We start from the raw sequence: 24,994 nt of genomic DNA on the forward strand, positions 1-24,994 counted from the left end.
GTCCAGACGCTGTCAGTCACCGGGCACGATGCAGGTGCCCCGCTCGATCTGCTCCGCGATACGCTGGGTCAAGCGTTGCAACAGGGCGTTCTCGGTCTGTTGCTTACGCGAGGTGCACAGACCCATTTCACTCAGGTAGTCGGCAGAAGTGAGTTCCTGAGCTTTTTCGAACAGTGCCTGAACTTCCTCATGGTGAGGGGCAATGGCGTCTTCGAACTGCTGCGCGAAACGGGTTTTCAGGTAGTCACTCCAGAACGGCTGGCGAACCAGAAACTTCACCCAGCTGGAGGACAGTTCAGCCGTCTGGATTCGGTGGAGCGCCGCTATCAATTCATCACTCGTCACATCAGCCAGTTCGCTGTAACGCATATGCGCCGCCTGCCCAGGCAGGTCGAACGCCCGTGCCAGCCCCGTGCGATACGCAAGGGTCACTTCCAGAGGGTCGGGGGATCCTTGATCCCGGGCGTGTTCCGCCGCTATCAGGTCGATTTGCTCAAGCCGGAACAAGCTTCGGGCAAGCTTCATCAGGACCGTCGGGGAGACCTGCCTCTCACCGGCAAAGCGCAATACATTGCGCACATGCACGGCGACCTCCAGATGACTGAAGTTCAGCGCTGCGCTATCCGTGCAATTGATCGGGTTGGCCGCCAGATTGAAAATCTGCTCGCGCAGTTCGGCGTTGGCCTGCGTCGCCTCAAGCACCGCCCAGACCCGCCTGGACATATCCTCTCGCACGAACTCGGAGTCAGCGGTATTGCCCAGCTCCGCCAGCAAATGAAACAGGCCTTCAGCCATCGGATCGTCGTTGATCGCGTTCCATGTTTGCAGCCGCCTGGAACCCACCGTTCCTCCGGTTTCGGTCAGCCAGATCGAACGTGCCTGGTGTTCATCCAGGCGCGCGATATCGTTTTCCAGATACCCCATGCCGACCCCGATTTTCTTGCGGTAGTTCTCCAGATGAGTACTGCTGAGAGCGGAAATCGGGTTGTTGCGCAGATTGATCGTTTCACTGAAGCGCCGCGGTGTTTCAAACAGCCACTGTGGTAAATCGCGAATGTCATTGTCGCGCAGATCTACCCGATCCAGGTTTGGCAAACGGTGCAACCCCTTGGGTAGTTCAGTGGTTCGGGTATTGCGCACGCTCAGGTCAGACAGCTCGAACATCCCGCTGACGTCCACCGTCGCCCCCAGAGGGTTTTCGCTCAGGTCCAGGCTTTGCAAATTGCGCATTCGCGACAATTTCACCAGGGCATGCTCGGTCATCTGAAGACGGTTGTGCATCAGGCCCAAACGCCTGAGATTCGGCATGAGCGAGACCGCCTCCGGGAACTGGGTGAGCCTGTTGCGACCCAGCTCAAGTGTCTCGAGGTTCTTGAAGGCTTTGAGGAAATACGCGACATCATTGTCCAGCTGCATGTTTTGCAGTGACAGATGCCTCACGTGATCGAAGCTCAGCCCGGGCGGCAGGATCGGCAGCTTTCCGAACCGCATGCCATCGAGCTTCAGGCCATAGGCCGGACGGTAATACTCGTCGGGCAGTAAAACCAGCCGGCGAAAACTGTCTTCGATCTCGTACGCCACGAGATGCCGGCATTCGCGCACTTCACTCGATATCCCGCCCTGAGCCTTGATGGCCGCGGCATCGTCCATCCAGGTATCGAGCACCTCTCGCAGGCGCGCCAGGTCATCCTGCAATTGCCTGATCCTGAGTGCGCGTGTCAGATGGTCTGCGCCCAACTGATCAAGAAACTCCCGGGCCTGAATATCGGAAAACAAGGGGTAGAGTTTTTTCACCTTGCGCAACAGGCGTTGCGGATGATGCGTGGCTTCAGCGGGTGGATCGGAAAGCCTGCATGCCGGTTCAGGGGCCGGTGGCTCGAACCTGTCGCCGTTCAAGACGCGGTTACAGCCCTCACGCTCATCCAAAGCGGTGTCGAGTAACCGGCTTCGCAAACGCCAACTGTCTTCGGGCTTGGCCTCTGCCAGTCCAATTGCCTTGGCCTGCGCAGGAGAAAGGCCTTTGAGGATCGCCTGATAGAGGCTGTCCGTCCCCTGGGTTTTTCCGAGTGATCGAGCCTGGCTGTCAAACGCCTCATAGCCCTCATCGAGCCTGACCAGCGTCAGCGAATTTCCGGCAGTGAGCGGTTTCTTGCCGAGGGTCTCAAGCAGGTCTCCCTTGAGTGACTTCGCCCGTAGTTCCAGGTAAAGCTGCGGATCCTAACCCTCGAGTTGCGGCAACAAGCCGATGGCCAGTTTTTCGGTGTCGGCGTTGGCGACTTCAGCCAGGTAGAACCCGGTCAGCGCCCGATCCAGGCGAACATTGCTCACGGCCTCGCTCAAGCGCTGCGCCAGGCCCATGGGCACTCGTCCGGTGGTGCGCAGAAGCGTGCGCTCGACGCTCGAAGCCTGACGGATCAGTTCCTGTGCGTAACGCGTCGGTACGTCGGGATAAGCCGCTCTGGTCTTGAGCACCTCACTGTCCAGCGTCTGGTCATAGCGCCGGTACAGATGATCGAACGTCGAACGACGATCAGCCTTGACCGCCGCGCCGATGACTTTCGCCAGTTTCACCCCCCGATCGGTCAGCGCAACGTCAGCGCCGACCAGAGCCTCGACCTCTTTGGGGTACAGACCGTCGATGACGGTCTGCAGCAACTCGCCCTTCCCCAACTGATCGTTGCTGACAATGACGCTCAGGGTGTCATCTTCAATCGAGCCGGGAGGAAAGGTCTCGGTGATCTCCCCTTTTTCATCAACGACCTCGATGTAGCGATCCTGCGGCCAACCGGAAAGCCTTGGCAGCGCCTGCAACTGTTCCTGGGCATGCCGTGCATCGGTCGCTTCGCCACGCTCCATGGCGGCAACGAAGTCACGCACCCGGCGCTCAAGGCCGAACCGTTCGAGAGTGTCCCGCAAACGGGGAGTCAGTGGCAGGCTGTCATCGCTCAAGCGATGCAGTTCGTCGAAGCGGGTGTCGGTCAGCCGCCGGATCATCTCTAGGCGACTGTCGTCCAGACTCGCCAACTGCGGATCGATGCGTTTGAGGGTATAGGCGCCGGACCATTGCTCGCTCGGCTCCGAGGCATGACGCCAGCCACCGTGTCGGCTGGGCCTGAGCGTCGGCGCATACGCCTGTGGACGGACAGGGTGCTGAATCCGCCAGGTCTTCGAAGAAGGATCCAGCGCCACGGCATAGGTGCGGTCGTCAATGCGGGCGAAAGTCTTGCCGTTGACCTGATACAAGCCCGTCGCGTCAGGTTCGAGGCCCTCTTCGACAGGAAGAGGCTGTTCATAGGCGCTCAGTTGCGGCTTCCATAATCGGGACTGACCACTGCGGTCGAGAATGGCGGTAAAGGGCTGAAAGAAATCCGGGTGTTTTTGAACGGTCTTGATCGCCAGGGACTTCAAGACCTTGACGCCGGCACCCACGGCGGCCATCAGGGCAAGGTTTTCCGCGACACTGAGCAGGTGTGAAAAAGCTTCCTGGCGGTCGCCGCGATTCCAGTCCTCGATTCCTTCGTACACTTCGGCGAGCATTTGTCCGATAGCCACGCCGATCATCAGTTGCCCCAGTACCGGAACGACGAATCCCGCCACGTTGGCGACCGTCATGCCGACTTCCAGATACTGGATCAAACGCTTCTTGCGCTCTTCCTCATCGACATCGGCAGTCGGCACGGCAAGCGCACGGGCGTCGAGTTGCAGTTTGCCGACATGACTTTTGAGCATGAAATCGAACAGCGGGCCGGGCATTTCCAATTGTTTGACGTGCCCCAGGCTATCGTTCTCGGCAAACGTCTTGAAAAACTCGACCTTGTCGACTTCGCCGATGCAGTGGGTGAAGTAGCTTTTGTAACTGCCGACTGCCAGTTTGAACTCCAGATATGCGATGAACGCCGTGAAACTCGCGTACTCGTAGAGGGGCTGGTCAGGTTCCCCGGGCATGTACACCAGACACCATTGATCCGGATCCAGCTCGACCGATTTTTCGGAGAAGACCACAACACCCCAGAGGCAACTTTCCAGCGCTTCAATGCCCTGCATGATCAGCGGTCGCCCCTTGAACTGAAGGCTTTTGGCATCAGCTATGCCACCGGCGTCGATCAGGCGCTGAACCGTCTGAAAACCGTCCCGGGAGACGTGTTCCTTCATCAGCGCCAGGTGCAGATCCAGTTGCAGCATCTGCTTTTTCATCACCGAAATATTGCGAACCATCGTACCGGTGGCGACCCGACTGCCATTGACTTCCCTGACTCCGAACACCTGCTGGAAATGCTCCTGATACAGCCGCCCCAGATCCAGCTCCCGGCAGAGCGCGGCGAACGCCGGCGGGGTCAGACCGGGGACGCCGTCAGGTGCGCTGGCAATGCGCACGAAGCTGCCTTCGGGGAAGTAATCGGCTTGCGCCTCGTCTTGCGTGAAGTTCTGCATCGCTGCTTCCAGCAGCGTCGGGGTAGCGGACGGCGTGACCTTCGCTCCGCCGCCTGGTGGCGTTACCGGCTCGCAACCGCAATAACTTCCCGGTAACTCGAGGTGGTCTTTCTCGACATCGAACACAGCTGACCAGCGTTTGGTCAGGGCGTATTTCAATTGCGCGATGCAAAAGCTTTTCAGCGATTGCAGCCGGCTCAAGTCTGTCTCGACCTGGGCTTGGATGGCGTGCAGGTCACAGGCGGTCTTGTCCAGTGCCGCCAATGTGTCGGCACTGGCATTGAGCAGCACGGAGGGGAAGTTTTTCTGCAAGGCCGTGGCGGTGTCCAGATCGCCGGTGGCTTCCAGCAAAAAGCTCAGTTTCTGTTTTTCCGTAAGGGCGATCGGTGCGATCGACGCGGGTGTAGTGGACATGGGCAATATTCCTTTATTGCTGTTGAGTCCCTTCCACCCTATCGATCCCGCCGCCGAATAAAAAACACGAATAACTGCCCGTTCGGGCCGGGAAACAACCAGCAATCCGTATGTTTCGAATACTTATCTACTACCTCCCCCTTCACCCAAGCTGTTAATGGGCCACCGGTCAGGCCAACACGCTTATAACTGATCGTTCTAAAACTCCCACATCCGCACCGGGTCAGTTTCTGGGTACCGGCCATTTCGGCGCGGTGCAGCGACACCCTCCCCAACGGAAAAACCGGTAAGGACTTTATGTGCGGATTAGCTGGCGAGTTACGTTTTGATCAACAACCTGCAGACCTTGCAGCCATCGAGCGAATCACCCATCACCTGGCGCCTCGCGGCCCCGACGCGTGGGGCTTTCATGCTCAGGGGCCGATTGCCTTGGGCCATCGACGCCTGAAAATCATGGACCTGTCGGACGGCTCGGCGCAGCCGATGATCGACAGCCAACTGGGCCTGTCCCTGGCCTTCAACGGCGCGATCTACAACTTCCCGGAACTGCGCGCCGAACTTGAAGCGCTCGGTTATGCGTTCTACTCCGGCGGCGACACCGAAGTGCTGCTCAAGGGTTATCACGCCTGGGGCGAAGCGCTGCTGCCGAAACTCAACGGCATGTTTGCCTTCGCCATCTGGGAGCGCGATGCCCAGCGCCTGTTCATCGCCCGCGACCGCCTCGGTGTGAAGCCGCTGTACCTGTCGCGCACCGGCCAGCGTTTGCGCTTTGCCTCGGCCCTGCCCGCGCTGCTCAAGGGCGGTGACATCAACCCGATCCTCGATCCGGTGGCGCTCAACCATTACCTGAATTTCCACGCCGTGGTGCCTGCGCCGCGCACCTTGCTGGCGGGCATTGAAAAGTTGCCGCCCGCGAGCTGGATGCGCATTGAAGCGGACGGCACCACCGAGCAGAAAACCTGGTGGACCCTGCCCTACGGCCCACACGACGACGAGAAAAACCTGACTCTCGAAGACTGGCGAGACCGCGTGCTCGACAGCACCCGCGAAGCCGTGGCGATCCGCCAAAGGGCGGCGGTGGATGTTGGTGTACTGCTTTCCGGCGGCGTCGATTCAAGCATGCTCGTCGGCCTGTTGCGAGAAGTTGGCGTGGAGAACCTGTCGACCTTTTCCATCGGTTTCCAGGATGCCGGCGGCGAGCGCGGTGACGAATTTCAGTATTCCGATCTGATCGCCAAGCATTACGGCACCCAGCATCACCAACTGCGTATCGACGAAAGAGAAATCATCGAGCAACTGCCCGCCGCGTTCCGCGCCATGAGCGAGCCGATGGTCAGCCACGACTGCATCGCCTTCTATCTGCTGTCCCGCGAGGTGGCCAAGCATTGCAAGGTTGTGCAGAGCGGCCAGGGCGCCGACGAGTTGTTCGCCGGTTATCACTGGTATCCGCAAGTCGACGGCGCGGCCGATCCGTATGCGGCCTATCGCGAGGCGTTTTTCGACCGCAGCTACGACGACTACGCCGCCACGGTGCAGCCGAAATGGCTGACAGCGAATGACGCTGCCGGTGACTTCGTGAAGGAACATTTCGCACAGCCCGGCGCCGATGCGGCGGTCGACAAGGCCCTGCGCCTGGACAGCACAGTGATGCTGGTGGACGACCCGGTCAAACGCGTCGACAACATGACCATGGCCTGGGGCCTGGAAGCGCGTACGCCGTTTCTTGACTATCGACTGGTGGAATTGTCGGCCCGTGTTCCGGGCAAATTCAAACTGCCGGACGGCGGCAAGCAGGTCTTGAAAGAAGCCGCGCGACTGGTCATTCCGAGCGAAGTGATCGACCGCAAGAAAGGGTACTTCCCGGTGCCGGGCCTCAAGCATTTGCAGGGCGATACCCTGAACTGGGTGCGCGAACTGCTGCTCGATCCGAGTCAGGATCGCGGCCTGTTCAACCCCGCCATGCTCGACAAATTGCTGACCGATCCACAAGGCCAGTTGACCCCGCTGCGCGGCTCCAAGCTGTGGCAACTAGCGGCCCTGAACCTTTGGCTCAGCGAACAAGGAATCTGATCGATGAAACCTCACGCCACGGCTTACAGCCAACGGCTACTGCGCGGTCAGACACCGTCCTACGAACGCTTGCAGGCGCGTCTGGCCGAGGACGGCAGCGAGCCGGCCGCCGAGCCGATTGCGGTGCATTGCGGCTGGGGCCGGTTGCTGATCGGCCACACTTTTCCCGATCCGGCCAGCCTTGCGCGGGAACTGCTCAACGAACAGCCGGGCGAGCGCGACATTGCCTTGTACGTCGCCGCGCCGCAGCAGATTCTCGGCCTGGAACCGACCCAACTGTTTCTTGACCCGTCCGACACTCTGCGCTTGTGGTTCAGTGATTATCGTCAGGCCACCCGGGTGTTTCGCGGCTTCCGCATCCGTCGTGCACAAAGTGACGCGGATTGGCAGGCGATCAATCAGCTGTATCAGGCGCGCGGCATGCTGCCGATCGATGCCACCCTGCTCACCCCGCACCATCAGGGCGGCCCGGTGTACTGGCTGGCGGAAGACGACGACAGTGGCGCGGTGATCGGCAGCGTCATGGGCCTCAATCACCAGAAGGCTTACAACGACCCGGAAAACGGCAGCAGTCTGTGGTGCCTGGCGGTCGATCCGCAGTGTTCGCGCCCCGGTGTCGGCGAAGTGCTGGTGCGCCATCTGATCGAGCACTTCATGAGTCGCGGTCTGAGCTACCTCGATCTGTCGGTGTTGCACGATAACCGCCTGGCGAAAAACCTCTACGCCAAACTCGGCTTCCGCAACCTGCCGACGTTCGCCATCAAGCGCAAGAACGGCATCAATCAGCCGCTGTTCCTAGGTCCGGGGCCGGAGGCGCAGTTCAATCCTTACGCGCGAATCATCGTCGAGGAAGCCCATCGGCGCGGCATCGACGTGCAAGTGGATGACGCCGACGCCGGGCTGTTCACCCTCAGTCACGGCGGGCGCCGGGTGCGTTGCCGCGAATCCCTCAGCGACCTGACCAGCGCCATCAGCATGAACCTGTGCCAGGACAAGAGCCTGACTCATAACGTGCTGAAAGCTGCCGGGTTGAATGTGCCGTCGCAGCAATTGGCGGGGAATGCGGACGACAATCTGGCGTTTCTCGACGAGTACCAGCGCGTGGTGGTCAAACCGCTGGATGGCGAGCAGGGTCAAGGCGTGGCGGTGGATCTGCAAACCATCGAGGACGTGCAGCAGGCCATCGAAGCCGCCAAACAGTTTGACACTCGCGTGCTGCTCGAAAGCTTCCACGAAGGCTTCGACCTGCGGATTCTGGTGATCGGTTTCGAGGTGGTTGCAGCGGCGATCCGCCGCCCGGCGGAAGTGGTCGGCGACGGTCATCATTCCATCGGCGCGTTGATTGAAGCGCAGAGCCGACGCAGACAAGCAGCCACCAGCGGCGAAAGCAAAATCCCGCTGGACCACGAAACCCAACGCACCCTGCACGCGGCCGGTTACGACTACAGCAGCATCCTGCCGGCCGGGGAGCATCTGTTCGTGCGGCGCACCGCGAACCTGCACACCGGCGGCACGCTGGAAGACGTCACGGCGATTCTGCACCCGACCCTGGCCGACGCTGCCGTGCGCGCGGCCCGGGCGCTGGAGATCCCGATGGTCGGCCTCGACCTGATGGTGCCGGCGGCGGATCAACCGGCGTACGTGTTCATCGAAGCCAACGAGCGGGCGGGTCTCGCCAACCACGAGCCGCAACCGACGGCCGAGCGGTTTGTCGATCTGTTGTTTCCGCACAGTCAGCCGGCCGTTTGATCTCTCTTCGGCGTCATTCGCGCGTTCAACGCGCGAATGACGCCCCGCAACAGGAGTTTCCATGACCACCCAAATTCCCGAACCGGATCTGAACTACCTGCAGAAAGTCCTGCTGGAAATGCTCGCCATTCCCAGCCCTACCGGATTCACCGACACCATCGTGCGTTACGTCGCCGAGCGTCTGGAGGAACTTGGCATTCCCTTCGAGATGACCCGTCGCGGCACGATCCGCGCCACCCTCAAGGGCAAGAAAAACAGCCCCGACCGGGCGGTCTCGGCACACCTGGACACCATCGGCGCCGCCGTGCGCGCGGTGAAAGACAATGGGCGTCTGACCCTGGCGCCGGTGGGCTGCTGGTCGAGCCGGTTCGCCGAGGGTAGCCGCGTCAGCCTGTTCACCGACAACGGTGTGATTCGCGGCAGCGTGTTGCCATTGATGGCTTCCGGGCATGCCTTCAATACAGCCGTGGACGAGATGCCGATCAGTTGGGATCACGTCGAGCTGCGTCTGGACGCCTACTGCGCGACCCGCGCCGATTGTGATTCGCTGGGCATCAGCGTGGGTGATGTGGTGGCGTTCGATCCGCTGCCGGAATTCACCGAAAGTGGCCACATAAGCGCCCGCCATCTGGACGACAAGGCCGGCGTCGCCGCTCTGCTGGCAGCGCTGAAAGCCATCGTCGACAGCGGTCAGGAATTGATGATCGACTGCCATCCGCTGTTCACCATCACCGAGGAAACCGGCAGCGGCGCGGCGGCGGCACTGCCGTGGGACGTCAGCGAATTCGTCGGTATCGACATCGCCCCGGTCGCGCCGGGCCAGCACTCCAGCGAACACGCGGTGAGCGTGGCGATGCAGGATTCCGGCGGGCCTTACGACTATCACCTGTCGCGCCACCTGTTGCGCCTTGCCGGTGAGCACGAACTGCCGGTGCGCCGCGACCTGTTCCGCTATTACTTCAGCGACGCCCATTCGGCGGTCACTGCAGGTCACGACATTCGCACCGCCCTGCTCGCCTTCGGCTGCGACGCAACCCACGGCTACGAACGCACGCACATCGACAGCCTCGCGGCGCTCAGTCGCTTGTTGGGGGCGTACATTCTGAGTCCGCCGGTATTTGCCAGCGATGCGCAACCGGCCACTGGATCACTGGACCGCTTCAGTCATCAGATCGAACACGAAACGCAGATGGAGAGCGACACCCGTGTGCCATCGGTGGACAGCCTGGTGGGGCAACGCTCGGACAGTTGAGTCTGGCCCTCGGCGGTCATTCGCCGTAGCATCCCGACATTGATTTAGCCGAGGTGCCCATGCTGATTCCCTACGACGCGCTCGAAGTCGACACCCTCACCCGCCTGATCGAGGATTTCGTCACCCGCGACGGTACCGACAACGGTGACGACACGCCACTGGAAACCCGCGTTCTGCGGGTTCGCCAGGCGCTGACCAAAGGCCAGGCGCTCATCGTTTTCGATCCGGAAAGCGAGCAATGCCAGTTGATGCTCAAGCACGACGTGCCCAAGCACCTGTTCGACTGAAAACGGTCAGCGGCCCTTGCCGCTGGCCTGTTTGCGCTGAATCCGTTCGTAGACCTCGGCGCGATGCACGCCGACCTGCTCCGGCGCTTCGACGCCGAACCGCACGCTGGAGCCGTTGACCGCCAGAACGCGCAGAGTGATGTTGTCGCCGATGGAAATCAGTTCACCGACAACACGGCTGAGTACAAGCATGGGGGGGGTGTCCTTCAAGGTTTGCGAGCCTTGAAGATGCGCGGGTTTCGACCGCCCTACAATGCACGCCGGGCAATTCAGTCATTCCCTACGCATCAGGTCGCGCAAGCCTTCAGACGTTTCCTTCAGGCCTGCAAGATTCAGCTCGCGGAAAACCGTGGCCCGAACAGGATCACACTGGCCCCGATCACACACAGCGCCACACCGATCCAGTCCGAACCCAACGGGCGGACGCGCTCGACCACCGCCAGCCAGCCAATCGAAGCAATGATGTAGATGCCACCGTAAGCGGCGTAGGCGCGACCGGCGTAGGTCGCTTCGACACGCGTCAACAGCAGCGCGAACAGGGTGAGGCTGATCAGCGCCGGGATCACCCACAGGGCGCTCTTGCCCTGGCGCAACCACATCCAGAACGCGAAACAGCCGGCGATTTCGAATAGCGCGGCGAGGAAGAACCACAGGTAATTGAGCATGCAAGACATCTCGTCAGGGTGACTGTTGCGGCCACCCTAACGATGCGACGAACCCCGGGCAAGTTCAGCCGTTGTTCTGTTTGGCCTTGGCGCGCATCTTTTCGGCCATCGCGGTCATTTCGTTGTACAGCAACTGCGGGTTCCTCTGTTTGAGCGCCCAGGCCATGCGCCCTTGTTCGTGGGGCAGAATCATGAACTCGCCGGCTGCGACTTGTTTATAGATGTAATCGGCAATATCGCTGGCGGTGATCGGCGAACTTTCCAGCAACTTGCCGACCTGGGCTTTCATCGCCGGCGTCGGGCCACGGAAAGAATCCAGCAGATTGGTCTGGAAGAATGACGGGCAGACCACATGAACCCCGACTTCCTGTTGGGCCAGTTCGATCAACAGGCTCTCCGACAGCGCCACCACTCCAGCCTTGGCCACGTTGTAGTTGCTCATCGCCGGGCCCTGCATCAGCGCGGCCATCGAGGCGATGTTGATGATCTTGCCCTTGCTCTGTTCCAGCAGCGGCAGGAACGCCTTGCAGCCCTTGACCACGCCCATCAGATTGATCGCGATCTGCCAGTCCCAGTCCTCCAGCGACAACTCGCTGAAAAACCCGCCCGAGGCCACACCGGCGTTGTTGACGATGATGTCGATGCCGCCAAGTTTCACTTCGCAGGCCTGGGCGAACGCGGTGAGCTGGCTGTAATCGCGCACGTCGCAGCGCTGGATGAAGCCGTCGCCGCCGGCCTCGCGAACCAGTTTCAGGGTCTCTTGCAAACCGGGTTCGCTGACGTCGGACAAGGCCAGTTGCCAGCCTTCACGCGCCCAGCGCAGCGCGATTTCGCGACCCAGGCCTGAGCCCGCGCCAGTGATCATCATGCGATTTTGCATAGCAGACAGCCTTGTTGTTCCGGGGAAGATGCGCGGAGTGTAGCGAAGGATCCGCAGCGACCCACGCTCCATCAGATTGCTGAATGGCGAGGGCAAACCGCGACAACAAACGAAATAAGCACGCGAGCCAAATACCTTAAAAAAACATTGAATTTTCTTTCATGCACACCAGTCGGAATTTGTAACCCGTCTGGATTTAGTTCAACTTCCAGCCGCCCTTGAACACCAAGACTTCACAGACACTATCAACAAGGAAATAGACATGGGCACAATTCTAATCATTATCCTGATCCTGTTGCTGATCGGTGGTCTGCCGGTCTTCCCGCACTCCAGAAGTTGGGGTTATGGCCCTTCGGGCATTATCGGTGTGGTGCTGGTAGTACTGTTGGTGCTGTTGTTACTCGGTCGGATATGACTGTTTGACCGACAAAAAAAAGAGGCCCTTGAAGGGCCTCTTTTTTATTGCGCCGAATGATCAGTCCGGCTTGCCGTTAATCACACCGGCGGTGTTGTCGATCAGGCTCTTGGTGGCCGTTTGCAGGAACGCTTCGAGCTTGAGTTTCAGCTCGGCAGTGCGCGGTGCATCCGGTACCACTTCGGCGTGCGGGTTGGCGCCCAGTTCGTACTGATAGATCTTCGGTGCCATTTCCTTCTCTTTCGGCAGCACCAGGATCTGGTCGGCGGTGACGATGGCGGTGGTCTGCTCGCTGCCCGACGGCTTGATCACACCGAAACCGGTGTCACCCTGCGGCAGGTTCAGCAGATCGCGGCCCCAGCACTGATGGCGCACTTCGCCACCGAGGCGACCCATGATGGTCGGCACGATGTCGATCTGGGTACCCACGGTATGGTCACGGGTACCGAATTTTTCCTGGATGCCCGGTGCGATCATCAGCATCGGCACGTTGAAGCGGCCCAGGTCCATTTCGGTGATCTGACGCTCGTTGCCGAAGCCGTGGTCGCCGACGATGACGAACAGGGTTTCCTTGAAGTACGGCTCCTTGCGGGCCTTCTCGAAGAACTGGCCCAGCGCCCAGTCCGAATAACGCATGGCGGTCAGGTGCTCGTTGAGCGGGCCACGGTCGGTGACGCGCTCGACCGGCAACGGCGTCGGCAAGGCATACGGCGTGTGGTTGGACAGGGTCTGCAGCAGCGCGTAGAACGGCTTGCCGTTTTCGCGCGCCTTGAGCTCCACCAGACCACGGTCGAACATGTCCTGGTCGGACACGCCCCAGGTCGGATCGGAGAACACCGGGTTCACGAAGTCGTTACGGCCGACGAAGTTGGTCATGCCCTGGTTGCTGAAGAAACCGGACTGGTTGTCCCAGGCAAAGTCGCCGTTGTAGACGTACACGTCGTCATAGTCGCGAGCGCTGAGCAACTGCGGCAGGCCGGACAGTTTGTGGCTGCCTTCCGGAGTCTGCATCAGGTATTCGAAACCCGGCAGGTTCGGGAAGCAGGCCATGGTGGCGAACATGCCCTGGTGGGTATGGGTGCCGTTGGAGAAGAAACGGTCGAACAGCAGGCCTTCCTTCGACAGCTTGTCTAGGTACGGCGTGATGTTGCCCGGCGCGCCCAGTGCGCCCACCGAGTGACCGGCCATGCTTTCCATCAGGATCACGACGACGTTCTTGATCGGCAGGGTCTTGTCGGCAGGCGGCGTGTATTCACGACGCACGGCGGCGATATCGGCATCCACCAGTTTGTCGTCCGACGTCATCAGCATTTCGCGAACCACTTTCTGCGCCTGATCCTGCGGCAGCGTGGCTTTCCAGATGTTGTCGCGATCCTCGCCCATCCGGTCCTTGGCCGCCGCGATCAGCGACAGCGTGCCGTTGAGGCCGAGCTGGTTGGCGAAGTTCGAATCGGTGGTGTACACGTCACCCCAGCGCAGCGGCGGGCCTTGACGCAGGGTGCCGCGAGCGGCGACCACACAAATCAGCAGGCACACCACGAACACCGCCAGACGCGCATACCATGGCGCCACTTGACGGGTGCCGACGTTGCCACCGCTGAACGGGCCACGCGGACGGGTCAGACGGTCGGCGCCCTTGAACGCCAGGGTCAGGATCAGCGTGCCCACGGCCCAGGCCAGCAGGTAGCGCACCACCGGGAAACCGTACCAGAGCATGCTCATCACGGTTTTCGGGTCTTCCTTCACGTACTGGAACACCAGGCCGTTGAGGCGCTGGTGGAACTCGCGATAGAAGTCCATCTCCATCAGGCCGAGGAACAGCGCGATGCTCGAAGCGACGGTCAGCCACAGACGGAAGAACCCGCGCGCCGCCATGGCCCGGGCACTGAACAGCGCCAGCACCAGCGGAATGCAGACATACACCACCAGGCGAATATCGAAGCGCAGGCCGTTGGCGAAGGCTTCGAGGAAGGTCGAGGCCGGGGTGTCGAGGATCATCTCGCGGTTGTAGACCAGCAGCGCGAGGCGCAGCACGGAAAACATCACCATCATGACCAGCGCGCACAGGAGCGTGTAGGCCAGATGCGATTTGACGGTCGGTTGCAGCAGGCGACTGGAAGATCGCTGCTGACTCAGGGCGTCCGGGTTTGCCATGTCGTTTTAGGACCCATTGGAAGTTGAAGTTGCAAAAATTCAGCTGCGCCCTGCCCTCTGTTGGCCATTCCAGGCCCCGGGGCTTGCGCGGAGCGCAAATGTTGCACGATCACCGGCGGCATTGCCATTGATTAGTGCCCGTTGCCGGACGCTTTCATTCAAGGCACGGCGCACCGGGACAGGTGCAGACAGCGCGGGCGAATTGTCTTGGAGACTTTGTGAAAATTTCGTCCAACGCATATCTGGAAACACAATAAACCTGGATAACAAAACGCCCCGAGTTCTTCGGGGCGTTTACAGATGAACGCGACCGTTACTTCTCGGCGCGTTCTTTCAAGGCTTTCAGGGTGTTGAACGGTGCATCGACCACAAACTTGTTGGCGATCATCGACGGCACGCTGCCGCCCGGCTCGGTGTGAACCTGATAGGTCACTTCAACCTGGTCGCCTTTTGGTACGAACTTCCAGAAGCCTTTGACTTGAGCAACCCGCACAAAGCCCTTTTCTTCAGGCAGGTACTTCGGCACGCCTTCCAGATTACGGGTCAGGCTGCCATCGGCGCCTTCAACAGTGGTGACATGCAGGATCGAATCGCGCGGAGTCACCGGCCATGGCGTGTTGAACTGAGTGTAGGTCCAGCTCTGGTCGCCTTCGTGCTTGAGCAGTTTCTGGGTCTTGCACTCGTGAATCCACGCGCACGCACCGGAGACGTCTTCCTGCAAGGCGCGCAGTTTGGCGATGGTGGTCTTCATCACGGTCACGCCCTGATAAGACTTGTAGTCCGAACCCGGCACTTCGCTCAGGGAGACCTTGATGCCGTCCTCGTTCTTGGCGACTTTCCAGTCTTCAGCCTGGGCGGCCGAGGTGGCCAGCACGGCCGTCAAACCACACAACACAGCGATACGATGCAGCGAACCCATAGTCTTATTCCTTATTGTTGAAGTTCCGTTCGTTTGACACATCACGCCGCCGTCATCTGCTCCCACCAGCCGAGCAGTCTGATCGCGTCTTCCTGGCTGCTGCCGCAGACTTCGGGATCGGCCTTGAATCCTGAGCAGACCGCCGGACGTTCCGGTCGGCCGAAAATGTTGCACAGGTTATCGACCGACAACTGAACGCAGCGTTCACCGGCAGGTTTGCCATCGGGCATGCCTGGAATCGGCGAACTGATGGAAGGGGCAATGCAGCAGGCGCCACAGCCTTCACGGCATTTCATGACGACGCATTCCTCGCAGCGGGCAATGTGTTAAAGGGACGCGGAACAGGGTAACCGCTTAAACGGCTGTTTTAAATTGCCTGAACCGGGGTTTTTACGCAGAAACGAAAGTGACTGACCAGTCTCCGACAAAGCGTCTGGTCTGCGGGTCACCGACGGGGACGATTTATTGCTTGAACTCGAAATCCAGCGCCGCGCCTTCGACTTCCCGGCGCTCTTCGTTACGCAGCTGCAACTGCATTTCGTTGCTGAGCAAACGGCCGTTGAGCTGGAACCCGCTGTTCTTGTCGCCGAACATCTGCGGCAGGATCGGTTCGCGCTTGGGCAGCGTCACGGAGCCAGGAGGCTTCAACTCCTGAACCATGTCTTTGGGAAGACTCAAATCGAGCTTCGCGGACGGCAATGGCGTCTTGGCCACTTCTTTCGCCGACTTCGACTTGGAAGCGACCGGAGCGCGCTTCTTGGCGGGAGCAGCCTTTTTCTGCGGTGCTTTTTTCGCTGGAACGGTTTTCTTGGCCGTGACCGGTTTTTTCGCGGCGGCAGCGGCCGGCGTCTTTTCCTGAGCCGCGGCCGCCATGGCGCCAAGCACATGGCCCATCATCAACAGGCAGAGCACAACCCAGACGGCAGAAAATTTCGCTTTCATGAACCCAACGAAGCTAACGGCAGAGGGCCATATGCTCGCCTGTTGGACGCCACATGACAAGCTCCGCCATTGTTTCAAAATCCGCCGGCCATCTCCTGGCAGAGCTGTGTCGCCAGCATTCCGAGGGTCATCAGCGCCCGTTCCGCCTCGCGATTCCACGGGATGCCACAGTTCAACCGGATGCAGTGGTTGAACTGTTCCGTGTTGCTGAAGATCAGGCCCGGCGCAATGCTGATGCCCTGTTGCAGCGCCCGCACGTGCAATTCCTGGGTATTGACCCGCCCTGGCAGACTGACCCACAGAATGAATCCGCCGGTGGGCCGGGTCATCTGCGTGCCTTCGGGAAAGTACTGCTGGACTGCCAGTTGAAACGCGCTGAGATTTTTTCGGTATTCCTGGCGGATGTACCTTAAATGCCGGTCATAGCCGCCGTTTTCCAGGTACGCCGCGATGGCCATTTGCGTGACGCTGCACGCCGAATGGGTGCTGAAAGTCTGCAAGCGCTGGATTTCCTGCTGGTACTTGCCGGCGATCATCCAGCCGATGCGTACACCGGGCGATAACGTCTTGGAAAAACTCGAGCAGTAGATCACCCGGTCGAGCCGGTCGTAGGCCTTGAGAGACTTGGTGCGGCCCTGCTCGAACATCAACTCGCCATAGATGTCGTCTTCGACGATCTGGATGTCGAAGTCCGAGGCCAGGCGCAGCAGTTGTTTCTGCCGCTCTTCGGGCATGGTGCCGCCGAGTGGATTGCTCAGGCGAGTGGTCAGCACCAGCGCCTTGATCGACCATTGATTGGCCGCCAGTTGCAGCGCTTCGAGGCTCATGCCGGTGGCGGGGTCGCTGGGGATCTCGATGACTTTCAGGCCCAGCAGATCGGCCAGTTGCAGCAACCCGTAATAGGTGGGGGATTCGGCGGCGATCAGGTCGCCGGGGCGGGTCAGCACTCGCAACGACATCTGCAATGCGTCGACACAGCCGTGGGTGATCACCACTTCCGACGGGTCAACCACCACACCTGCATCACGCATGCGAATCGCCACCTGCCGGCGCAGCGGCTCGAAACCCGGGCTGAACATGTAGCTGAACGCCCGAGGGCTGTGAAAGCGGGTGACCTTGGCCAGTTGCTGATGCAGGGCGCGTACCGGCAAGTAATCGACACTCGGCACCGCCGCCCCCAGCGGGAACACGCCTTCACGACGGGACTCGACCAATACTTGTTGAATGATACTGCTGCGGGTGACCAGGCCTGGCCGCTCGACCCGGGCAATGTCCGGCGTGGGCGCCGTCAGTGCGGGAGTCTGGTGGACATAGTAACCGGACTGCGGCCGCGCGCGGATCAGGCCCTGATCCTCGAGGTTCGCGTAAGCCTGCAACACGGTGGCATGGCTGACGTTGAGCTGCGAACTCATCTTGCGCACCGAAGGCACGCGCTCGCCCGGTTGATAGACGCCACGGCGGATATCTTCGGCCAGCTGTTGAGCAATACGTTGGTAGAGCAAGAGATTGGTCATGACGCAGCACTCGATTTCACGGGCGTTTTATTCTTGTGCGAAACAATACCGGAACAGTTTGGAAGTGTACTGGGACAGTTGCCATATTAGTCAACCATACAGTGCTGTGTCGGTTAAATCTGTACTGCTTTGTGAGGTAATCGACAGACGTAAAAAAGCCCGGTGCTGCCTGACAGCCCGGGCTTTCCAGTAACGCCACCCTCAGCGGGCGGCGCCGAGCTGGCCTTTTTCGTCGGAGAACACGATTTCCACTCGACGGTTCTGCGCACGCCCACGCTCGGAAGCGTTGGCGTCCACCGGATATTCGTCGCCGTAGCCTTCGACCTGAATGCGTTTTTCGTCGATGCCCAGGTCCGTCAGCACGTCAGCCACCGACTGCGCGCGATCACGGGACAGCTTGAGGTTTTCCTGCTTGCCGCCGGTACTGTCGGTGTAGCCCTCGATGCGCACGATGCGTTTCGGGTTGAGTTGCAGGAACTGCACGATCTTCAGCACCACGCGGTTGGCCGAGTTTTTCAGCTCGGCTTCACCGGTATCGAACAGCACGTCACCGAGGGTCATCACCAGACCACGATCGGTCTGGGTGGTGGCCAGCGCAACGATCTGCTCTTCCAGCCATTTGCCCTGCTGTTGCACGCTTAGCAATTTCGACTCGCGCAGGGCCAGTTGCAGGCGCTGGCGTTCAAGTTCCAGCTTCGACACACGCTCTTCGTTGAGCACCTGATTGGTGTGCTCACGGGCGATTTCGCTGTAGCGCTGGCTCAGGTAGGCGTAATGCACCACGTCCGAGCCACTGCCCCAGTACGTCGACAGACGATCGGCACGGGCCAGGGACTCACCGGCGCGGATCACGTCTTTCGGCGCGATACGCAGCACGTTGGAATCTTCCTTGACCTTCTGGAAGTCGGTGCTGGCCTGCTGCAATGCGGATTCGCTGTGCTGACCGGCGCAGCCGTAAAGACTGGCGCAACCGGCGAGGATCAGAGTGCCGAGGGCTTTGGACTTCAGGCTCATTGGGCATCCCCCAGTTGCTTGCGCAGTCGGACGATGCGGGTGTTGAGCACGTTCACTTGCTCTTCGCTCTTCTGGGTCAACACTTTGGCTTCCGCCAGACGTGCGTCGAGTTCGGCCTGTTCGAATCGCATCCGCGCATTCTTGTAGGACTCACCCGCCATGCTGCCTTTGGCCCGGTTGAACTTGTCTTCTGCCAGTTTCATTTCCGGCACGTCTTCGGCGGTGGCGCCCACGGCTTTGGCTTGCTCAAGGGCCTGCTCGGTCAGGCGCATTTGTTCGTTGGGTGCCGGATCGCTGGCGCAACCGGCCAGGGCCAGAACGGCCATGGCCGCGAAAAGAAGTCGATTACTCACTAAGAATCCCTACTGTTTTGGGGCGCTGACAGGTGGTTGCGGCGGCTGTTGCTGCTGCGCCTTCCATCGCTCGATGTTGCGTTGCAGCGCGGCTTCCGTCAGGCCGGACGCGGGCAATTCTGTCATCTTTTTGGCCAGCTGTCCGCGCAACCACGGATCGTTGCAGGCCGAGTTGTGCGAAACCGCGAGGAACAGACCGGGGCGGTCGATGGGTTGTTCAAAGGCCAGCAGATCTTTGGCCATGCCCAGTGCCTGCGCGGCCGCCATGCCCGAGTAGCGACCGGCGAGTACATATTCCACCTCGCCCAGCAGAAGTTTCTGAAACGCCTGAGTCAGGTTTGCCGTACGGGTCAGGGTCAATTGCTGCTCGGCGAAAGTGCCGAATGCCGGGGTCATTCGAGACTTTTCCGACAAGCCTCCTTGATGGCCCTGGAGATCCTTCGCTTCGCTGTAGACCAGAGTCGACCCCTTGCGGGTCCAAACTAGATAGTCGTTTTCCAGCAACGGCGGGTGTATATAGTCGAGGTTTTCCAGCTCGTTGAAGGTCAGCGGCGCGTCAGCCAGCATGTCCATGCGCCCGCTGCGCACTTCGTCGAGGGCCTGGGAACGCTTGCCGGCGTACAGCAGATCGACTTTGATCCCCAGCTCTTTCGCCACCTGTTGCAACAGGTCGGCGCTGGCACCGATCAGTTGTTTGGGGTTCTGCGGATCCTGCCAGAGATACGGCGGTGCATCCGGGCTGCCGGTGACGACCAGCCGCTCGCATTTGCCCGCCGCCACCGACAGGCCCGGCAACAATGCCAGCCCCAGCAACCACGAGCAGCCCAACCGACGATGCAGATCCATGGCGAAACGCTCCCACTCAAATCCGAGACAAAAAAAAGCCCGACCAAAAGGTCGGGCTCTTTATAAGTGAAGCGGCCGAATTAGACCAGCTTCTCCAGCTCAGGTACGGCTTCGAACAGATCCGCCACCAGGCCGTAATCGGCCACCTGGAAGATCGGCGCTTCTTCGTCCTTGTTGATCGCAACGATCACTTTGGAGTCTTTCATGCCGGCCAGGTGCTGGATCGCGCCGGAAATACCGACGGCGATGTACAGCTGTGGCGCAACGATCTTGCCGGTCTGACCGACCTGCATGTCGTTCGGTACGAAACCTGCGTCGACCGCGGCGCGGGATGCACCCACAGCAGCACCCAGCTTGTCGGCCAGAGCGTACAGGTGTTTGAAGTTGTCGCCGTTCTGCATGCCGCGGCCGCCGGAAACGACGATCTTGGCAGCGGTCAGCTCAGGACGATCGGACTTGGCCAGTTCTTCGCTGACGAAGCTGGAAGTGCCGGCGTTGTGAGCAGCGGCAACGGATTCAACGGCAGCCGAACCACCTTCAGCGGCAACCGGGTCGAAACCGGTGGCACGCACGGTGATCACTTTGATCGCAGCGGTCGATTGCACGGTAGCGATGGCGTTACCGGCGTAGATCGGACGCTTGAAGGTATCAGCGCTTTCTACCGAGATGATCTCGGAGATCTGGTCAACGTCCAGCTGGGCAGCAACGCGCGGCAGGATGTTTTTGCCGTTGGAAGTGGCGGCAGCCAGGATGTGGCTGTAGCCAGCGCCCAGCTCTGCTACCAGAGGAGCAACGTTTTCCGGCAGCTGATGCGCGTAGGCAGCATTGTCAGCGTTCAGGACTTTGCTCACGCCAGCGATTTTCGCGGCGGCTTCAGCCACGGCGCCAGCGCCCTGGCCTGCAACCAGAACGTGGATGTCGCCGCCGATTTTGGCAGCGGCAGCCACGGTGTTCAGGGTGGCCGGAGCCAGCACCTTGTTGTCGTGTTCGGCGATTACCAAGATAGTCATGATCAGATTACCTTCGCTTCGTTTTTCAGTTTCTCGACCAGTTCAGCCACCGACTTGACCTTGATGCCCGAGCTGCGTGCAGCCGGCGCTTCGACTTTCAGGGTCTTGTTGGTGGAGGCGGTGGAAACGCCCAAAGCGTCCGGAGTCAGCGTCTCGAGAGGCTTCTTCTTGGCTTTCATGATGTTTGGCAGGGACGCGTAGCGCGGCTCGTTCAAACGCAGGTCGGTGGTGACGATCGCTGGCAGTTTCAGGGAAACGGTCTGCGCGCCGCCGTCGATTTCGCGGGTCACGGCAACGCTGTCGCCGGAGACTTCGACTTTCGAGGCGAAAGTGCCCTGACCGTAGCCGCTCAGTGCAGCGAGCATCTGGCCGGTCTGGTTATTGTCGCTGTCGATGGCCTGTTTGCCCAGGATCACCAGTTGAGGCTGTTCCTTGTCGACCACGGCCTTGAGCAGCTTGGCCACGGCCAGGGAAGTCAGGTCTTCAGCGGATTCGACGAGGATGGCGCGGTCGGCACCCAGAGCCAGTGCGGTACGCAGCTGTTCCTGAGCGGTGGACGGGCCGATGGAGACGACGACGATTTCAGTCGCAACGCCTTTTTCTTTCAGGCGTACGGCTTCTTCCACTGCGATTTCGCAGAACGGGTTCATCGACATCTTGACGTTGGCGAGGTCTACGCCGGAATTGTCCGCCTTAACGCGAACCTTGACGTTGTAATCCACAACGCGTTTGACAGCTACAAGAACCTTCATGGATTCCTCGTTACTCTCCGGTGAAAAGAAAGTCGCCTAGGCGAACCTGGCGGTTGATGCTCATCGGGCACAAGGGCACCTCTAAAAACGCCGGCTGAGCGGGATGACCGTTCGTCAGTCGTAACCGACGAGTCATGCCGCTTCGCGGTGTGTAAACTGCGCGCCGAACCTGCGCTGCGCATCACCGGTTACCGCCTACGCCCTGTCTTTAGAGGTGCTCTTGAAACCACCATTCAGCCTACGGCGAGCGCAAAACCGCCCGTATCTTGACCGGAACGCCCATTCTGGTCAATACGCCAAAATGCCCTGTCATAAGCCGCGCTTCTTTGATTTCTCTGGGCTGGAGCCGATTCAAACAAACGTTTGTATTGGACGCTAGGAGTGGTGTAGATATAATGCGCCGCCTAGAGAGAAAGGTGGTTTGCCCATTATTAGCCTTGACGTTAACGTAAAGGCAATAACGGATACGACACCGAACCTCCAAATTAGAAAAAAAACTGTTGAGCCTTGAGTAGGAGATAGCCTGTGGAACGCGAATACATGGAATTCGACGTGGTCATCGTCGGTGCCGGCCCCGCTGGCCTGTCCGCCGCCTGCCGTCTGAAGCAGAAGGCCGCCGAAGCCGGTAAGGAAATCAGCGTCTGCGTGGTCGAAAAAGGCTCCGAAGTCGGCGCGCACATCCTGTCCGGTGCCGTATTCGAACCACGTGCCCTGAACGAACTGTTCCCGGACTGGAAAGAACTCGGCGCTCCGCTGAACACGCCAGTCACCCGCGATGACATTTTCGTGCTGAAAAACGCCGAAAGCGCGCAGAAAATTCCTGACTTCTTTGTGCCCAAGACCATGCACAACGAAGGCAACTACATTATCTCCCTCGGCAACCTGTGCCGCTGGCTCGCTCAGCAGGCTGAAAACCTGGGCGTGGAAATCTACCCGGGCTTCGCCGCTCAGGAAGCGCTGATCGATGAAAACGGCGTGGTGCGCGGGATCATCACCGGCGACCTCGGCGTCGACCGCGAAGGTCACCCGAAAGAAGGCCTGTACACCCCTGGCATGGAACTGCGTGGCAAATACACGCTGTTCGCCGAAGGCTGCCGTGGCCACATCGGCAAGCAACTGATCAAGCGCTACAACCTCGACAGCGACGCCGACGCCCAGCACTACGGCATCGGCCTGAAGGAAATCTGGGAAATCGACCCGGCCAAACACCAGCCGGGCCTGGTGGTGCACACCGCCGGTTGGCCGATGGACATCATGGGCACCGAGAACACCGGCGGCTCGTTCCTCTATCACCTGGAAAACAACCAGGTGGTGGTCGGCCTGATCGTCGATCTTTCCTACAGCAACACCTACCTGTCGCCGTTCGACGAATTCCAGCGCCTCAAGCATCACCCGGTACTCAAGCAGTACCTAGAAGGCGGCAAGCGCATCAGCTACGGCGCACGTGCAATCTGCAAAGGTGGCCTGAACTCGCTGCCGAAGATGGTGTTCAAGGGCGGCGCGCTGATCGGTTGCGACCTCGGCACCCTGAACTTCGCCAAGATCAAAGGCAGCCACACTGCGATGAAGTCCGGCATGCTCGCCGCTGAATCCGTGGCTGATGCGCTGTTCGCTGAAAAGGACGGCACTGAAGAGTTGACCACTTACGTCGACGCCTTCAAGAAAAGCTGGCTCTACGAAGAACTGTTCGCCAGCCGCAACTTCGGCCCGGCGATCCACAAGTTCGGCGCCATCGTCGGCGGCGGTTTCAACTGGCTGGACCAGAACATCTTCGGCGGCAAACTGCCGTTCACCCTGCACGACACCAAGCCTGACTACGCCTGCCTCAAGCTCGCGGCCGACTGCAAGAAGATCGACTACCCGAAACCCGACGGCAAGATCAGCTTCGACAAGCTGAGCTCGGTGTTCATCTCCGGTACCAACCATGAAGAAGAACAGCCGTGCCACCTGAAACTGACCGACCCGACCATCCCGCTGAGCAAGAACCTGCCGCTGTACGACGAGCCGGCACAGCGCTACTGCCCGGCCGGTGTGTATGAAGTGATCACCAAGGAAGACGGCGAGAAGCGCTTCCAGATCAACGCCCAGAACTGCGTGCACTGCAAGACCTGTGACATCAAGGACCCTTCGCAGAACATCACCTGGGTGACGCCGGAAGGCGCCGGCGGCCCAACTTACCCGAACATGTAAGTCGACCTGCTGAACATCAAGGCTCCCTTTATGGGGGCCTTTTTGTTGCCTGCGATTTGGTGAAAATCAAGCCGCTCGCTCATCCCCCGGACTGCGCTCGAAATAGCGTTTGTACTCGCGACTGAACTGCGACGTGCTCTGATACCCCACCCGATGCGCCACCTGCGCCACTCCCAGTCCTTCGGCGATCAACAACGTCTGCGCCTTCAATAAACGTAAACGCTTCAGATACTGCACCGGCGACAGCAACGTGCTGCGTTTGAAATGCTCATGAAAGGTCGAAACGCTCATGTTCGCGCAACTGGCCAGCGTCTCGACGTTCAACGGTTCGGTGTAGTGCGAGTGCAAATGGCTGATCGAAGCCGCCACCCGGGCAAACTGACCCTGCTGCTCCACCAATGCCCGCAGCACATCGGCCTGGGGACCGCGCAAGGCTACGAACAACAACTCCCGCACCCGCGCCGGCCCGAGAATCTGGCACTCCAGCGGATCGTGCAGACAGCGCAGCAAGCGTTCGACGCAACCGCGCATGTCATCGTCGAGCACCACCGAAGTCATCGACTCCGGTGTCTGCGCCGGAATATGCCGCCCCGGCGCCAGCCCCATGGCCAGCACCAGTTCACCGAGCAGCACCCGGTCGATCGCCACCGACACGCCGAGCAACGGCGCGTCCGGCAACGCGTAGGTCTCGCACTCGAACGGCACCGGCAACGCCTGAATCAGGTAATGCCCGGCGCCGTACTCCATGGTGCGCGGCCCCAGATACGCCAGTTTGCTGCCTTGGGCGATGATCATCAGGCTCGGTTCATAAATGTGCGGACCACGGGCGACATCGCAACTGGCGCGCAACACCTGCACGCCCGGCAGCCCGGTCTGGCTGTAACCATCGCGCAGCGCCAGCGGTTCGATCAGCGAAACCAGGGTGGCGTTGGCATCAAGGTGACGGGTCAATTGCATCGGGTAGCTCTTCAGAAAAAATCACGAAAAAAGGGATGAAAGCATCATCGCAGATCCTTTTGCCAATGCGACCGATCAACCCCGCATGCCGGAGGATTAGGCATGACACCCGGAGGAATCGCCATGGCCGGACGACCGGACGGCGCCCAGAATGCGCCGCCTCACTTGTCACTGCTTTTG

The 24,994-nt window shown here is 60.2% G+C and carries 22 protein-coding genes; 6 read left to right on the forward strand and 16 right to left on the reverse strand.

The features are described 5' to 3' along the window. Nucleotides 1-12: 12 nt before the first annotated feature. Nucleotides 13-1,926, reverse strand: coding sequence for an NEL-type E3 ubiquitin ligase domain-containing protein (locus ABTV87_RS21170; protein WP_433898305.1), 1,914 nt, complete (start codon nucleotides 1,924-1,926; stop codon nucleotides 13-15). A gap of 291 nt (nucleotides 1,927-2,217) precedes the next feature. After that, nucleotides 2,218-4,845, reverse strand: a complete 2,628-nt coding sequence (locus tag ABTV87_RS21175; RefSeq protein ID WP_433898306.1) for a dermonecrotic toxin domain-containing protein — start codon at nucleotides 4,843-4,845, stop codon at nucleotides 2,218-2,220. Between the two features lie 297 nt (nucleotides 4,846-5,142). Here ABTV87_RS21175 and ABTV87_RS21180 point away from each other — a divergent pair, with 297 nt between their 5' ends. The 4 genes from ABTV87_RS21180 (at nucleotide 5,143) to ABTV87_RS21195 (ending at nucleotide 10,203) form a co-directional block, all read left to right on the forward strand. After that, nucleotides 5,143-6,915 carry an N-acetylglutaminylglutamine amidotransferase gene (locus tag ABTV87_RS21180; RefSeq protein ID WP_236189721.1) on the forward strand — a complete coding sequence of 591 codons (1,773 nt, stop codon included), beginning with the start codon at nucleotides 5,143-5,145 and terminating at the stop codon, nucleotides 6,913-6,915. Nucleotides 6,916-6,918: 3 nt separating this feature from the next. Next, on the forward strand, nucleotides 6,919-8,664 hold the full coding sequence (ngg, locus tag ABTV87_RS21185; protein WP_085607270.1) for an N-acetylglutaminylglutamine synthetase: 1,746 nt from the start codon (nucleotides 6,919-6,921) through the stop codon (nucleotides 8,662-8,664). 61 nt (nucleotides 8,665-8,725) lie between these two features. Then, entirely contained in the window at nucleotides 8,726-9,916 is a 1,191-nt protein-coding gene (locus ABTV87_RS21190; protein WP_007950879.1) for an osmoprotectant NAGGN system M42 family peptidase, read from the forward strand. Between the two features lie 59 nt (nucleotides 9,917-9,975). After that, complete coding sequence (locus ABTV87_RS21195; RefSeq protein ID WP_003192759.1) at nucleotides 9,976-10,203, forward strand: YheU family protein; 228 nt, start codon at nucleotides 9,976-9,978, stop codon at nucleotides 10,201-10,203. A gap of 6 nt (nucleotides 10,204-10,209) precedes the next feature. Here ABTV87_RS21195 and csrA read toward each other — a convergent pair whose 3' ends face one another. The 3 genes from csrA to ABTV87_RS21210 all read right to left on the reverse strand — a co-directional run bounded on the left by csrA (nucleotide 10,210) and on the right by ABTV87_RS21210 (nucleotide 11,748). After that, nucleotides 10,210-10,395 (reverse strand): carbon storage regulator CsrA, encoded by a 186-nt coding sequence (gene csrA / locus ABTV87_RS21200; RefSeq protein WP_007950875.1) that lies wholly within the window; start codon nucleotides 10,393-10,395, stop codon nucleotides 10,210-10,212. A 140-nt stretch (nucleotides 10,396-10,535) separates the two neighbouring features. After that, nucleotides 10,536-10,868 (reverse strand): YnfA family protein, encoded by a 333-nt coding sequence (locus ABTV87_RS21205; protein WP_258712172.1) that lies wholly within the window; start codon nucleotides 10,866-10,868, stop codon nucleotides 10,536-10,538. A 64-nt stretch (nucleotides 10,869-10,932) separates the two neighbouring features. Further along, nucleotides 10,933-11,748, reverse strand: a complete 816-nt coding sequence (locus ABTV87_RS21210) for an SDR family oxidoreductase (protein WP_433898307.1) — start codon at nucleotides 11,746-11,748, stop codon at nucleotides 10,933-10,935. Between the two features lie 256 nt (nucleotides 11,749-12,004). On the opposite strand from ABTV87_RS21210, the gene ABTV87_RS21215 reads away from it, so the two are divergent. Then, complete coding sequence (locus tag ABTV87_RS21215) at nucleotides 12,005-12,163, forward strand: DUF3309 family protein (RefSeq protein WP_169432680.1); 159 nt, start codon at nucleotides 12,005-12,007, stop codon at nucleotides 12,161-12,163. 60 nt (nucleotides 12,164-12,223) lie between these two features. Here the strand turns inward: ABTV87_RS21215 and ABTV87_RS21220 are convergent, their stop codons facing one another. The 10 genes from ABTV87_RS21220 to ABTV87_RS21265 all read right to left on the reverse strand — a co-directional run bounded on the left by ABTV87_RS21220 (nucleotide 12,224) and on the right by ABTV87_RS21265 (nucleotide 21,667). Beyond that, nucleotides 12,224-14,317, reverse strand: coding sequence for an LTA synthase family protein (locus tag ABTV87_RS21220; protein ID WP_127799270.1), 2,094 nt, complete (start codon nucleotides 14,315-14,317; stop codon nucleotides 12,224-12,226). A gap of 313 nt (nucleotides 14,318-14,630) precedes the next feature. Next, the gene (locus ABTV87_RS21225) at nucleotides 14,631-15,236 is read right to left on the reverse strand and encodes an START domain-containing protein (protein ID WP_007950871.1); all 606 of its coding nucleotides are present in this window, start codon (nucleotides 15,234-15,236) and stop codon (nucleotides 14,631-14,633) included. Between the two features lie 41 nt (nucleotides 15,237-15,277). Then, entirely contained in the window at nucleotides 15,278-15,532 is a 255-nt protein-coding gene (locus ABTV87_RS21230; protein ID WP_007950870.1) for a YkgJ family cysteine cluster protein, read from the reverse strand. 166 nt (nucleotides 15,533-15,698) lie between these two features. Next, a complete protein-coding gene (locus ABTV87_RS21235) occupies nucleotides 15,699-16,178 on the reverse strand; it encodes a translation initiation factor 2 (RefSeq protein ID WP_433898308.1) in 480 nt (159 codons plus the stop codon). A 74-nt stretch (nucleotides 16,179-16,252) separates the two neighbouring features. Further along, nucleotides 16,253-17,692, reverse strand: a complete 1,440-nt coding sequence (locus ABTV87_RS21240; RefSeq protein WP_007950868.1) for a PLP-dependent aminotransferase family protein — start codon at nucleotides 17,690-17,692, stop codon at nucleotides 16,253-16,255. 201 nt (nucleotides 17,693-17,893) lie between these two features. Beyond that, on the reverse strand, nucleotides 17,894-18,706 hold the full coding sequence (locus ABTV87_RS21245) for an OmpA family protein (protein ID WP_433898309.1): 813 nt from the start codon (nucleotides 18,704-18,706) through the stop codon (nucleotides 17,894-17,896). Continuing rightward, nucleotides 18,703-19,059: a DUF4398 domain-containing protein gene (locus tag ABTV87_RS21250; RefSeq protein ID WP_170929392.1), complete on the reverse strand. Its 357-nt coding sequence runs from the start codon at nucleotides 19,057-19,059 to the stop codon at nucleotides 18,703-18,705. Before ABTV87_RS21250 ends, ABTV87_RS21245 begins: the two co-directional genes overlap by 4 nt. 9 nt (nucleotides 19,060-19,068) lie before the next feature. After that, the gene (locus tag ABTV87_RS21255; RefSeq protein WP_433898310.1) at nucleotides 19,069-19,905 is read right to left on the reverse strand and encodes a substrate-binding periplasmic protein; all 837 of its coding nucleotides are present in this window, start codon (nucleotides 19,903-19,905) and stop codon (nucleotides 19,069-19,071) included. Between the two features lie 80 nt (nucleotides 19,906-19,985). Next, nucleotides 19,986-20,915 (reverse strand): electron transfer flavoprotein subunit alpha/FixB family protein, encoded by a 930-nt coding sequence (locus ABTV87_RS21260; RefSeq protein ID WP_007950863.1) that lies wholly within the window; start codon nucleotides 20,913-20,915, stop codon nucleotides 19,986-19,988. A gap of 2 nt (nucleotides 20,916-20,917) precedes the next feature. Next, nucleotides 20,918-21,667, reverse strand: a complete 750-nt coding sequence (locus ABTV87_RS21265; RefSeq protein WP_433898311.1) for an electron transfer flavoprotein subunit beta/FixA family protein — start codon at nucleotides 21,665-21,667, stop codon at nucleotides 20,918-20,920. A gap of 525 nt (nucleotides 21,668-22,192) precedes the next feature. Between ABTV87_RS21265 and ABTV87_RS21270 the strand changes: the two genes are divergently transcribed. Beyond that, nucleotides 22,193-23,857 carry an electron transfer flavoprotein-ubiquinone oxidoreductase gene (locus ABTV87_RS21270; RefSeq protein ID WP_007950858.1) on the forward strand — a complete coding sequence of 555 codons (1,665 nt, stop codon included), beginning with the start codon at nucleotides 22,193-22,195 and terminating at the stop codon, nucleotides 23,855-23,857. A 66-nt stretch (nucleotides 23,858-23,923) separates the two neighbouring features. Here the strand turns inward: ABTV87_RS21270 and ABTV87_RS21275 are convergent, their stop codons facing one another. Continuing rightward, nucleotides 23,924-24,814, reverse strand: a complete 891-nt coding sequence (locus tag ABTV87_RS21275; protein WP_007950856.1) for an AraC family transcriptional regulator — start codon at nucleotides 24,812-24,814, stop codon at nucleotides 23,924-23,926. Between the last annotated feature and the right edge of the window lie 180 nt (nucleotides 24,815-24,994).

This window comes from Pseudomonas sp. PSE1(2024) (genome assembly GCF_050990555.1).
Lineage (GTDB): Bacteria > Pseudomonadota > Gammaproteobacteria > Pseudomonadales > Pseudomonadaceae > Aquipseudomonas > Aquipseudomonas aphyarum.